Annotated in this window: 9 protein-coding genes; 4 read left to right on the forward strand and 5 right to left on the reverse strand. The window is 56.9% G+C overall.

The window, feature by feature from the left end; all coding sequences use genetic code 11:
• Positions 1-127 precede the first annotated feature (127 nt).
• Both BBA90_RS17795 and BBA90_RS17800 read left to right on the forward strand, forming a co-directional pair.
• Positions 128-5,659, forward strand: coding sequence for a glutamate synthase-related protein (locus BBA90_RS17795; RefSeq protein ID WP_065650299.1), 5,532 nt, complete (start codon positions 128-130; stop codon positions 5,657-5,659).
• 64 nt (positions 5,660-5,723) lie between these two features.
• Positions 5,724-7,478 carry a sulfite reductase subunit alpha gene (locus tag BBA90_RS17800; protein ID WP_065650300.1) on the forward strand — a complete coding sequence of 585 codons (1,755 nt, stop codon included), beginning with the start codon at positions 5,724-5,726 and terminating at the stop codon, positions 7,476-7,478.
• A gap of 52 nt (positions 7,479-7,530) precedes the next feature.
• Here BBA90_RS17800 and sspB read toward each other — a convergent pair whose 3' ends face one another.
• The 5 genes from sspB to zapE all read right to left on the reverse strand — a co-directional run bounded on the left by sspB (position 7,531) and on the right by zapE (position 11,190).
• Complete coding sequence (gene sspB, locus BBA90_RS17805) at positions 7,531-8,016, reverse strand: ClpXP protease specificity-enhancing factor (RefSeq protein ID WP_065650301.1); 486 nt, start codon at positions 8,014-8,016, stop codon at positions 7,531-7,533.
• Positions 8,017-8,018: 2 nt separating this feature from the next.
• Positions 8,019-8,660 (reverse strand): stringent starvation protein SspA, encoded by a 642-nt coding sequence (gene sspA, locus BBA90_RS17810; protein WP_039382163.1) that lies wholly within the window; start codon positions 8,658-8,660, stop codon positions 8,019-8,021.
• 327 nt (positions 8,661-8,987) lie between these two features.
• Positions 8,988-9,380, reverse strand: coding sequence for a 30S ribosomal protein S9 (rpsI, locus tag BBA90_RS17815; protein WP_039382160.1), 393 nt, complete (start codon positions 9,378-9,380; stop codon positions 8,988-8,990).
• A 15-nt stretch (positions 9,381-9,395) separates the two neighbouring features.
• Complete coding sequence (rplM, locus tag BBA90_RS17820) at positions 9,396-9,824, reverse strand: 50S ribosomal protein L13 (protein WP_039382157.1); 429 nt, start codon at positions 9,822-9,824, stop codon at positions 9,396-9,398.
• Positions 9,825-10,062: 238 nt separating this feature from the next.
• A complete protein-coding gene (gene zapE, locus BBA90_RS17825) occupies positions 10,063-11,190 on the reverse strand; it encodes a cell division protein ZapE (RefSeq protein ID WP_065650302.1) in 1,128 nt (375 codons plus the stop codon).
• Between the two features lie 189 nt (positions 11,191-11,379).
• On the opposite strand from zapE, the gene zapG reads away from it, so the two are divergent.
• Both zapG and degQ read left to right on the forward strand, forming a co-directional pair.
• Positions 11,380-11,790 carry a Z-ring associated protein ZapG gene (gene zapG, locus BBA90_RS17830; protein ID WP_065650303.1) on the forward strand — a complete coding sequence of 137 codons (411 nt, stop codon included), beginning with the start codon at positions 11,380-11,382 and terminating at the stop codon, positions 11,788-11,790.
• Between the two features lie 109 nt (positions 11,791-11,899).
• The gene (degQ, locus tag BBA90_RS17835) at positions 11,900-13,270 is read left to right on the forward strand and encodes a serine endoprotease DegQ (protein WP_065650304.1); all 1,371 of its coding nucleotides are present in this window, start codon (positions 11,900-11,902) and stop codon (positions 13,268-13,270) included.
• Positions 13,271-13,299 lie beyond the last annotated feature (29 nt).

Here is a 13,299-nt window from a genome sequence, read left to right on the forward strand (position 1 = left end):
TGAGAGTCATTGCTCGGTGTTGCGACGCCCGCGCTTAATGCGGAAAAAACCAGTGATACAGCACGCGTCAGCGCTCTGTGCCTGAAACAGAACAGGCAATGTCTAAAGCAGTTTAAGGAGACTCTCAATGTCCACGCAAAAACCTCATTCCTATGGTTTGTACGATCCGGCCGCAGGCAGCGATAGTTGTGGTGTAGGTTTTATTACCCGCAAGGACGGCGAGCAGACACATGACATTCTGCAGATGGCGCATAGCGCACTCTGTACCGTGCCGCATCGCGGCGGGATGTCCGCAGAGGGTGTCGGTGATGGTGCCGGCATTAACGTCGATCTTTCGCTTAACTTTTTCCGTAAATTAACCGGTCAGGCGCTGGAAGCTGGCCAGTTTGGCGTCGGCAACTTTTTTGTGCCGAAAGATGCCACGCTGCGGGCTAATGCGGAACGCCTGGTTGAAGAGACCCTGGCCGCATGGAATTTCCCGGTGCTGCTGAAGCGCGACATGCCGCTGGATAACAGCGTGACACGCCCTGCCGCCGTGGCTTTTCAGCTGCCGATTGTGCAGTGGGTTTTTGCCGCACCGCCTGCGTTAACGAATCAGACTGAATTTGAACGGCAGATCTACCGGGCGCTGCTGGATATCGAAGCGCGCGCGTTTACCGAAAGTGAGTTTGGCGGCCTCTATCCGCTCTCACTCTCTTCACGCACGCAGGTGTTTAAAGCGCGTCTGAACTCCAACGAAGTAATCCCCTACTTCAAAGATCTTACCGACAGCGATCACCAGGTGCGCGGGCTCTTTTTCCATACCCGCTTCTCTACCAATACCGATCCCCACACCACTATGGCACAGCCGTTCCGCCTGATGGCGCATAACGGAGAGCTGAATACCGATCGTAAAAACCGCATTGCGGAAGCCGCACTGATGCTGGCGCGGGGTAAAAAAATTGTCCGTCCTAAAGGCCAGTCTGACAGCTCGCGTCTTGACCAGAGCATTCACAGCCGCCTGATGGAAGATGATCTCGACCTGATCACCGCCGTGGTCTCTATGATGCCTCCGGCGTGGGAGAATGACAGTTCACTCTCCGCTGACGTGCGTGCGATGCTGGAGTACTTTTCACTGTATGAAGAGAAAAATGATGGCCCGGCCGCGCTGATTTTTGGCAACGGCGAGGTGATTGGTGCACGTCTGGACCGCCTGGGCCTGCGTCCGCTGCGTTCAGTGGAAACCGCTGATTATATCGGCGCCATGTCAGAAGCGGGTCAGATTGCGTTTTCGCCAGAAAGCGTGCTGCGTCGCGGCCGCATCGAAGCGGGCGGCATGCTCTATTACGATCACAAAGAAAAGCGCGCCTATACCACGACTGAAGCGCTGGAAAAACTGGCGGCTGCAAAAGATTACCGTGCCCTGCTGCAGGCGGCACGCGTTGAGCTGCACGAGCTGCCGGAAATTCCGGCCGAGAAGCTTGGCTCTCCGCTGCGCTATCGCGGCGATCTCAAAACCTATCAGCGTTTTGTTGCTTACTACTACAACCAGGAAAGCTTCAAGTTCATGATGGATCCGATGCTGCAAACCGGTGCTGAAAAGATCTCAGCAATGGGTTACGGCAACGCCATCAACGGCCTTTCCGATCATGAAGGCGGCATGGCGCACTACTTCTCGCAGCGTTTTGCGCAGGTGACTAACCCGCCGCTCGACTCTATCCGTGAAGCGGATGGCATGACGCTGCGCGTGGCGCTGGGGGCTAAACCGCACCTTGGCCGCAGCAAAGGCCAGCAGATTATTGTTCCCAGTCCGATCCTGACCCACCTTGATATGCTGCGCCTGCGCGAGCAGAACGTGGCGCCCTATGCGCGTTTTGAAATGCTCTATGAGCCGGTGACAGGCAAAGATATCGTCAGCCGCGCCGCTAACGCCAGCGCGCTGGAAAAAGCGATCGACAATCTGGCTCAGCAGGTGGTGGATTTCGCCCGCGCGCAGGGCGGCATTGCCGTTATCACCGATCGTCATGTTTCAACCACGCATGCCGCCATGCCGATGCTGCTGGTGATCTCTGCCATTAACCAGCGTCTGGTGCAGGAAGGGCTGCGTCTGGATGTCTCTCTGGTGGTCGAGAGCGGTCAGAGCATCTCATCGCATCATATCGCCGCCACGCTGGGCTTTGGTGCTTCCGCCGTCTACCCGCTGGGCGTACAGATGCGCGCAGAAGAGAAATTTGGTGAAGGCGAAGAGGGTAACAAGGCGTTCAGGCGCTATGCCAAAGCCGCTGAAAAAGCATTGATGAAAACCATGGGCAAAGTGGGCCTCTGCACCGTTGAGAGCTACAGCTGCGGTGAGTTCTTTGAGCCTAATTTTCTCGATACTGAAGATCCGGTGCTGAAAAAATATTTCCCGAATATCAAAACTCCAGTGGGGGGTGCAGGCTTCCCGGCCATCGCCCAGATGGCAGTAGACTGGCATCAAAGCGCGCTGAAAATTCAGGGTGAAGCGGAAGTGCCGCTGCTTGGCCTGTTCAAAGAGCGGGCGGAAGGTGCTGGTCACTCCTATGGCACCATCGCCGTGCGGACCTTCATCGATATGACGGAACAGCCGATCCGCTTTACCGATAAAGCGCGCGAAGAGGATAATTTTATCCGTCTGATGACGCTCGCCAGACTGGAGAACGCGTTTGGCATTAAAGCGGACAGCTTTAAAGAGAGCAGCTTTGAGCGCATCCCGAACGCGGTCATCGATACTTTTGCCATCACGCCGGATTACCGCCAGTTCTCCAGCCTGATGCATGCCGAGCGTAAACGCCGTCCGGCCGCCCTGCGCGACATTCTTGCCCTGCCCTGCGATCTGACTCACGTGGACAGTGAAGCGGAGTTTGGCCGCAAGCTGGGCCGCTATTCACTGGTTAACAATGGCTTCGCCATCCGTGGCCTGCAGTGTCAGGCCGTCGCGGGCAGCCTGAACCAGTTTGAGCTGCGCCTGATCGATGCGATTGCCGGTCTGAAACCAGAGCAGGAGCGTCTGGCAGCGCTGGCGCGCGCGCTCAGCACCCGTTTCCGGGATGACATTGAGAGCAGCAGAGTAGAAGAGAATGTGCTGCACATTACCGCCTATGGTAAGGCCGCAGAGTATCTGGCAAAAATATTTACGGCGCTGCCTTCGCTGCCGCTGGAGGAGATCCAGCCGGCACACGAAATCACCCGCACCTTCGCCTCCGGTGCGATGAGCCATGGAGCGCTGGTGGCGCCCGCGCATGAAGCCGTCGCGCACGGCACCAACATGGTGGGCGGCATGAGTAACTGTGGTGAAGGCGGTGAGCACTATTCGCGTCACGGTACGATCCGCGCTTCACGCATCAAACAGCTGGCATCAGGACGTTTTGGCGTCTGGGCGGCCTATCTGGCCGATCCAATGCTGGAAGAGCTGGAGATCAAAATTGGTCAGGGTGCAAAACCTGGTGAGGGCGGTCAGCTGCCGGCGCCTAAGGTCACGGTAGAGATTGCTGCCGCCCGCGGCGGTACGCCGGGTGTAGAGCTGGTGTCGCCTCCGCCTCATCATGACACCTACTCTATTGAAGATCTGGCACAGCTGATCCACGACTGCAAAGCTGCGCGCGTGCGCGTTATTGTCAAACTGGTCTCCTCAGAGGGCATCGGCACCATTGCCGTTGGCGTGGCCAAAGCCGGCGCCGACGTGATTAACGTGGCAGGTAATACCGGCGGAACCGGTGCGGCATCGGTAACCAGCCTGAAATATACCGGCCGCGTGGCGGAAATCGGTATTGCTGAGGTGCATCAGGCGCTGTGCGCCAATGGCCTGCGCGACAAAGTACAGCTGCGCTGCTCCGGCGCGCAGCAGACCGGCAGCGACGTCATCAAGTCTGCGCTGCTGGGCGGCGACAGCTTTGAGTTTGGTACCACGGCCCTGATGATGCTGAAGTGTGTCATGGCGAAGAACTGCAATGTGAAATGCCCGGCAGGCCTGACCACTAATGCTGAAGCTTTTGATGGCGATCCGCGTCAGCTGGCACAGTACTTCATTAACGTGGCTCAGGAAGTGCGTGAGTTTCTTGCCCGCCTCGGCCTGCGCTCGCTGCGTGAAGCGCGTGGCCGTGCCGATCTGCTGCACCTGATGGATCACCCGCTGGAAGTGGGCAAACTCGATCTGCGCGCCATGCTGACGGTAGTACCGGAACAGAAAATCGCGCATCCGGTCTATCTGGAAAAAGATTTCACGCTCGACGATGGCTGGGTCACAGAAGTGACGTCGCAGCTGATTGAACAGGCAGGCCGTGAGGTTACCCTGGGCAACGGCGTGACGCTGAACAACCGCAACAAAAGCGTCGGCGGACAGCTGGCTATCGATATTGAGCGGCTGCTGAACCATACGCTGCCTGCTGAGCAGCGTGCCGTGCTGCCGGCAGTACTGAAAGACGACCGCGGGCGTCACTACCTGGCGCCACGCACCGTGCACATCCATACCCAGGGCGCAGCCGGACAGTCATTCGGAGCGTTCTGCAACGACGGTATGCTGATGCAGCACTATGGCACCTGCAACGATGGCGTAGGCAAAGGCCAGTGTGGCGGTGAGCTGGTGGTCATGTCACCCGGTGGCGGCGCGCAGGATAGCGACGGCAACGTGCTGATCGGCAACTTTGCGCTGTTTGGCGCAACCGGTGGCCGGCTGTTTGTGCAGGGCCAGGCAGGCGATCGCTTCGCGGTACGCAACTCCGGCGCCACTGCCGTAGTGGAAGGCGTGGGCGATTTCTGCTGCGAATATATGACCAACGGCGCCATCCTTAACCTCGGCACGTTTGGCAAAGGCTTTGGCAACGGCATGAGTGGCGGTTTCGCTTACCAGTATGATCCGTATGGCAACCTTGCCGGCCATGCGGCGGGAGACTCCGTACTGTTTGGTTCCATTGCGGATGACAACGAGATGGCGCGCGTGCATAAGCAGGCGGTACTGACCATGCTGAACTGGCATCTGGAAGCGACGCGTTCACCGCGTGCGGCCTGGCTGCTGGCGAACTGGGAGAGCGAATGCCAGCACTTTGTTTACGTCATGCCGCGTTCGCTGCTGCTCTACCAGGATGGCGGCGAGATCCTGAAAGCAAAATCACGCAAAGACCTGCTGGAAGAGCTGTCAACCTCGCTGGCTGCGCATCAGGTAGCCAAATTCAAAGCGGCGTGGCGCAGCGGCAAAACCATTGCTGACGGGGCCGTGCCCGCCTACGGTGCAACCGATACGCAGGAGATGTTTGTCCTGCTTAACAACTACACCGTGCTGAGTTTTGCGCAGCAGCTGGCGCTGGGCAAGCTGCCGAAAGGCACCGCAGTGGAAGATCCGGCAGTTGAAAAAGCCGTACGCAACCTGCTGATGACTGAGGACTTCTCGCTGGTCAGCAAGCTGCAGCGGCACGCCCGTGCGGCGATTGAGAGCTACAGCGATGATGAGCTGGCAAGCCTGATCGCGGCAAAACGCATGGCGGATTACAAAGCGGCTTTAACGCAGCGTAATATTCGTTCCATGGATAGTCTGGCGACCTATGGCTGGATCATTTATCAGGATGCGCGCCATCGCGATGTGCTGGGTCACCTGCCGGACTTTGAAGAGCTGTTTGCGCGTGCGGCGCTCCCGGAAATTGCGGCGGCGGTCGGAAAACTCTCCTGATCGCGTCAGCCCGGCATTTGAGCCTTAAGAGTGAACATTACTAACAGGATTGAGTACCCGTATCATGAAGATTCCTTACATTCCTGAAGACGCACCGTTTAACGGTGAGCAGAAATACTGGCTGGCGGGCTTTCTCGCCGGTCTCCACTCGCGCCTGTTAGTGCTGGACGATAAGCAGACAGCACCTTCCGCCGGCGCCGGCGCGACCACGCAGCTGCATATTCTGTTCGGCTCTCAGACCGGCAATGCCGAAGCGCTGGCCCAGACTGCAGCCAAAGCAGCGCGTGCCAAAGGTCTGGTACCGGTGGTGCAGGCGCTGGGCGAGGTGGATCTTGAAGTCTTCACGACCATGCGTCATGTGCTGATTGTGACCTCAACCTATGGTGAAGGGGAAATGCCTGACAACGCGCAGCTGTTCTGGCAGGCAATTTCAGCCAGCACCGCGCCGCGCCTGGAGCAGATGCACTTTGCCGTACTGGCAATTGGTGATACCGGCTACGACGGTTTCTGCCAGGCGGGTAAATTTATCGATATGCGTCTTGAACAGCTGGGTGCCCGCCGGGTGGTGGATCGCATCGACTGCGATATCGATTTTGAAGAGCCGTCCGATGCCTGGATTGGCAGCGCGATGCCACAGTTTGCGGCCAGCGCCGGCAGCAGCGGTACCGTGCTGGAAAGCGCACCGGAAGCACCGGTTATTCCCGGCAGCAATAAACAGAACCCGTTTGCGGCTGCACTGATCACCAATAAACGCCTTTCTGGCGAACAGTCGGCTAAAGATATCCGCCACTTTGAGTTTGACCTCAGCGGCAGTGGCCTGAAATATGAAGCGGGCGATGCGCTGGGTATTATCCCGGTCAACGACGCTGCCCTGGTCTCGCTGCTGCTGACTGAGCTGAAAGCAGATTATGAAACGCCGGTGCCGGGCTTTGATCGCAATCTGGGCGATCTGCTGACCTATCAGTTTGAGATCTCCGAGCCGTCACGCAAGCTGATCGAGTGGATTGGCCAGCACACCGCCAACCAGGAGCTGCTGCATGTACTGCAGCACGATGATAAAGATACGCTGGCCAACTGGCTGTGGGGTAAAGACAGCCTCGATCTGCTGCAGCTGGAGCTGAAGCGCAGCCTGTCGGTGCCGGAATTTGTGGCCATGCTGCGTCCGCTGCAGCACCGCGCTTACTCCATCTCATCCAGCGCCAAAGCGCATCCCGATCAGGTGCACCTGACCATCGCTTCTGTGCGCTATCACAGCGGCGGACGCGAGCGTAAAGGCGTCTGTTCTACCTATCTGGCTGAGCGCGTACGTCGCGGCGAGAAACCGGCAATCTTTATTTCGCCTAACAAAGCGTTCCGCGTGCCAGCTGATGGCAATGCGCCGCTGATTATGGTCGGGCCGGGCACCGGTATTGCACCGTTTCGCGCGTTTCTGCAGGAACGTCAGGCAACGGAAGCGAAAGGTAAAAACTGGCTGTTTTTCGGCGATCAGCATCAGGAACATGATTATATCTACAATGATGAGCTGCATGGCTGGCAGCAGAGCGGTCTGCTGACGCACCTCGATCTCGCCTTCTCGCGCGATCAGGAAGAGAAAATTTATGTGCAGAACCGGATGCTGGAGAAAGGCGCCGAGCTTTACGCCTGGCTGCAGGAAGGCGCGTACTTTTACGTCTGCGGTGATGCATCGCGTATGGCGAAAGATGTCGACGCCGCGCTGTATGAAGTGGTACGTCAATGCGGCGGTCTGTCCGGAGAGCGTGCCGCAGCGTATATCGATCAGCTGAAGAAAGATAAACGCTATCTGCGTGACGTCTACTGAGTCACAGCATAAAAAAACGGGCCATCAGGCCCGTTTTTTTTACGCAGAGAGATTACTTAACGACGCGCAGTGAAGGACGGCCGCCGCGCGGCGGTGGTTCGTCGTCAGGAGAATGATCCTCATCCGGCGCATCATCCGGGCGATCGCCATCGATAACCGACATCACCGTCTCTTCGTGACCCGCTTCCTGATCGTCCATCGCCTGGTCGTAGACCGGTTCCGGTTCGAACATGGTACCTGCGCCATTTTCACGCGCATAGATAGCCATGACCGCTGCCATCGGCACGGAAACCTGACGCGGCACGCCGCCAAAACGCGCGTTGAAGCGCACTTCGTCATTAGAAAGATCGAGATTGCCTACCGCACGCGGCGCAATATTCAGCACGATCTGTCCGTCGCGCGCATACTCCAGCGGCACCTGTACACCAGGCAGATTGATATCCACTACCAGATGCGGCGTCAGCTGGTTATCCAGCAGCCAGTCGTAAAATGCCCGCAGCAGGTAGGGGCGACGCGCGGTGAGTTGCGACATTTCCATACTTAGCCCCGAGCCTGCAGGCGCATTTCCCGTTCAGCTTCCGTCAGCGAGGCGAGGAAGGAGTCACGTTCAAATACGCGTGTCATATAACCTTTCAGCTCTTTAGAGCCGGCACCGCTCAGATCAACGCCCATCTGCGGCAGACGCCACAGCAGCGGCGCCAGGTAGCAATCCACCAGGCTGAACTCTTCGCTCATAAAGAACGGCGTGCGGGCAAACAGCGGCGCAATCGCCAGCAGCTCTTCGCGCAGCTGTTTGCGCGCAGCATCTGCCTCAGCACCGCTGGTGGTTTCAATAGTGCGCAGCAGGCTATACCAGTCCTGCTCGATGCGATGCATCATCAGACGGCTTTCGCCACGTGCAACCGGATAAACCGGCATCAGCGGAGGATGCGGAAAACGCTCATCCAGATACTCCATGATGATGCGTGATTCATACAGCGTCAGTTCACGGTCGACCAGCGTAGGTACAGTGCGATACGGGTTGAGGTCAATCAGATCCTGCGGCAGATTATCTGGTTCAACCTGCTCGATCTCCACGCTGACGCCCTTTTCAGCCAGTACGATACGTACCTGATGGCTGAAAATGTCAGTCGGACCAGAAAACAGCGTCATTACCGAACGTTTGTTGGCAGCGACAGCCATGAAAACCTCCAAGTTTGTTCACAAAAATATACTGCGAATAGCCAACCACACGGCGACTCACCTGCTCATCGGACTCGCACACGGCAGGGCAGCACTGATAGCCTGCTCATGTCCGGAGCGGAGCGTCAGTTCAGGCCGCGGCTCGCGGGCGCAAAGTGTCAGTGAGTTTACCAGATTTTAAGCAGCTTGTGGGGCGGGGTTACGTATTTGCGGGCAAATAGCCGGGAAAGCTCGCGTTTTTACACTGCTTTACCAGCGTAACGGCCAATAAAAAACCCGCCGAAGCGGGTTTTTTGAGCCAATTGACACTGCCGAAGCAGTAAGCAATTAACGCTTGGAGAACTGAGGACGACGACGTGCTTTACGCAGGCCGACTTTCTTACGTTCAACCTGACGAGCATCACGGGTAACAAAGCCCGCTTTGCGCAGTTCTGCACGCAGAGATTCGTCGTATTCCATCAGAGCGCGGGTGATACCGTGACGGATCGCACCAGCCTGACCAGAAATACCACCACCTTTAACGGTGATGTACAGATCCAGTTTACCAACCATATCAACCAGCTCCAGCGGCTGACGCACGACCATGCGTGCAGTCTCGCGACCGAAGTACTGCTCCAGAGAGCGCTGGTTAATTACGATGTTACCGCTACCCGGCTTGATAAAGACGCGAGCGGCAGAGCTTTTGCGGCGACCAGTGCCGTAGTTTTGAGTTTCAGCCATTGCCTATAATCCCGATTAAATGTCAAGAACTTGCGGTTGCTGCGCCGCGTGGTTGTGCTCGTTGCCTGCGTAAACTTTCAGTTTACGGTACATAGCACGACCCAGTGGGCCTTTTGGCAGCATGCCTTTAACCGCGATTTCAATCACACGCTCAGGACGGCGGGCAATCATCTCTTCGAAGGTCGCCTGCTTGATACCACCGATGTGACCAGTGTGGTGATAGTAAATCTTGTCGGTACGCTTGTTGCCGGTTACAGCAACTTTGTCCGCGTTCAGAACGATGATGTAATCACCGGTGTCAACGTGCGGAGTGTATTCCGCTTTGTGCTTACCACGCAGACGGCGCGCCAGTTCAGTCGCCAGGCGACCCAAGGTTTTGCCAGTTGCGTCAACAACATACCAGTCACGCTGTACGGTTTCTGGTTTAGCTGTAAAAGTTTTCATTGAAAAGCTTACCCAAATAAAAGTTACACGTTGGTGAAATCCCAAACGCTAAGTTAACGATTGAGGCTCACGCGACCATTTCGCCCAGCAAGCCCACCCCCTCAGGTAGAGTTACCGGATCACACAGCTTTCCGGGAAAAGAAATGCTGTGCTGTAACGTGGGGTCGCAAGATTATAGAGAAGTCAGATTTAAAAATCGAACCTTTTTGCGACAAAATTCACGATTTCTGGCCAGGCGTTACGGCAGATGCGGCAGCCGGAGATACTCCTCGCTCTGCATCTCCTGCAGGCGTGACAGACAGCGCTGATACTCAAACTTCAGCCGGGTTCCCTGATAAATTTCAAACAGCGAGGTTTCTGCTGCTACCACCAGCTTGACATGGCGTTCGTAAAATTCATCCACCAGCGCCAGAAAGCGGCGCGCCTGATCTTCGGTTTTATAAATCATTACCGGCACATCAAACAGCAGTACGCTATGGAAGCGCCGCGACAGCTCGATATAGTCATGCTGGCTGCGCCCCGCCCCGCACAGCGTCAGAAAATCGATCGCGAGCACGCCTTCATGTACTCCCCGGGTAGGCATCTCCCGATGGTTAATCTCCAGCACCGGTGCATCCTCGGGCGCTCCGCCCGCCAGCGCACGAAACATGCGCGTCATCTCCGCCTGCGTGGCGTCGTTAAGCGGATGATTCCACAGATGCGCCGACGTCAGCGTACGCAGACGGTAGTCGATGCCGGCATCCGCGTTCATCACCTCACAGTGCTGTTTGATCTGTTCAATAGCGGGCAGGAAGCGCGCGCGCTGCAGACCGTTGCGGTAGAGATCATCCGGCGGAATATTGGAGGTGGCGACCAGGGCAATACCGCGTGCAAACAGCGCCTCCATCAGCGTACCCAGCAGCATGGCATCGGTAATGTCAGAGACAAAAAATTCATCAAAGCAGAGGATATCGGTCTCCGCTTTAAAACGGTCGGCCACAATCTGCAGCGGATCGCTTTGCCCCTGCAGCTGCGTCAGCTCTTCATGCACCCGCAGCATAAAGCGATGAAAGTGCAGCCGCAGTTTACGATCGCCAGGAATTGACTGAAAAAACAGGTCCATGACCCAGGTTTTTCCCCGGCCAACGCCGCCCCACATATAGAGGCCCCGTACCGGTGCTTCTGGCGCTGCTTTCTCCTTGCTGACCAGCCGGGAGAGGCGTCCCAGCAATCCGCGACTGCTGTTTTCACGCGGCTGCTGACGGGCAATCAACCCTTGCTGGATAGCGTCCAGGCGGGTAATAGCTTCACGTTGTACGTCGTCCGGGCGGAACTCGCCCTGCGACAGCGCCTGCTCATAGCGCGCAAGCGGAGATGAGGTTTGCATGGTTCTCTCTGAATCCCTGAAAAGTCCGATTCACGTGTCGGTTGCTGAAAATTAGGCCGCTCTACACTAAGCGATACAGTCCGATAGTTCCACTTCCTGCAGATTAACGGGTATAGTGACTCATAGTGAAACTGAAGTTGAAGTTGAAGCAATGCCCTACGAAGCAACGGAAATTACACGGGAGTTATTATGACCTGGGAATACGGGCTGATTGGTTTAGTGATTGGCATTATTGTCGGCGCAGTCGCTATGCGTTTTGGCAACAAAAAACTGCGGGAACAGCGCAGCATGCAGTATGAGCTGGAAAAATCAAAGGCTGAGCTGGCGGATTATCGTGAAGAGCTCACCAACCACTTTGCCCAGAGCGCAGAGCTGCTGGATAATATGGCGCGCGACTATCGCCAGCTGTATCAGCATATGGCGAAAGGATCTAACGATCTGCTGCCTAATCTGCCGGGCGAAAAAAATCCGTTTGCCTATCAGCTGACGGAAGCGGAAGCAGATAACGATCAGGCGCCGGTTCAGATCCCGCGCGACTACTCTGAAGGTGCCTCCGGATTACTGCGCGGCAGCGAGCGCAATACGCCAACCCGCAATTAATCTTTTCAGGGCACCGCCTCATGCGGTGCCCTTTTTGTTTCGAACACTTGCAGTAAACGATTGTCACACTTCCTGTACTCCCCTATTCGCAGCGAGAGCCTGATAACCCATGAAAAAACAAACAAAACTATTAAGCGCACTGGCCCTGAGTATCAGCATGAGCCTGGCCGCAACGCCAGGGGCGATGGCCACGCTTCCGGCGCAGATTCAGGGCCAGGCACTGCCGAGCCTCGCCCCGATGCTGGAGAAAGTACTGCCGGCGGTGGTCAGCGTGCATGTAGAGGGCAGCGACAGTGGCCAGCAGGCGCAGGAGATCCCGGAACCGCTGAAGCGCTTTTTCGGCCAGGCACCCGGCCAGTCGCAGCCTCAGCCGTTTGAAGGTCTGGGTTCAGGTGTCATTATTGATGCGGCAAAAGGCTACATTCTGACGAATAACCACGTCGTGAACGGCGCGGATAAAATCAGCGTCCAGCTCAGCGACGGCAATGAATATGATGCCAAACTGATTGGTCATGATGAGCAGACAGATATCGCTCTGATTCAGGTCGAAGGGGCTAAAAACCTGACGCAGGTGAAAATCGCAGATTCTGATGCGCTGAAAGTCGGCGACTTTGCGGTGGCCATCGGTAACCCGTTTGGCCTGGGTCAGACGGCCACCTCCGGGATCATCTCTGCACTCGGCCGCAGCGGCCTTAATCTTGAAGGTCTCGAAAACTTTATCCAGACTGATGCGGCAATCAACCGCGGCAACTCCGGTGGCGCGCTGGTTAACCTGAACGGCGAACTGATCGGTATCAACACCGCGATCCTGGCATCAAGCGGCGGGAATATTGGCATCGGCTTCGCCATCCCCAGTGATATGGCCATCAACCTGGCGCAGCAGCTGATTCAGTTCGGCGAAGTGAAGCGCGGTCAGCTGGGGATCAAAGGCACAGAGATGACGGCGGATATTGCGAAAGCGTTCAACGTTGACGCACAGCGCGGCGCATTTGTCTCTGAGGTATTGCCAAAATCTGCCGCAGAGAAAGCGGGGATAAAGTCGGGCGATATCATCACCTCTATCAACGACAAGCCGATCGCCAGCTTCGCCGAGCTGCGCGTTAAAGTAGGCACCACCCCGCCAGGCCAGCAGGTGAAACTCGGCCTGCTGCGCGACGGTAAGCCGGTCAGCGTGACCGTTACGCTGGAGCAGAGCGCGCAGAGCACCGCCAGTGCGCAGCTGATGTCTCCTGCCCTGCAGGGCGCGCAGCTGAGCGACGGCAACACCAAAACAGGCGATAAAGGCGTTAAAGTCGATACCATCGAAAAAGGCACGACCGCTGAGCAGGTCGGCCTGCAGAAAGATGATGTGATTATTGGTGTGAACCGTACCCGGGTACAGAGCCTCGCCGAGATGCGTAAAGTGCTGGAGGGCAAACCGCCGGTGCTGGCGCTGAATGTTGTGCGCGGCGACGAGAGTATCTATCTGCTGCTGAGATAATCCCACCGACAGGCGGACAAGCAGGTGTG

The organism is Pantoea eucrina (assembly GCF_001691555.1).
Lineage (GTDB): Bacteria > Pseudomonadota > Gammaproteobacteria > Enterobacterales > Enterobacteriaceae > Pantoea > Pantoea borealis.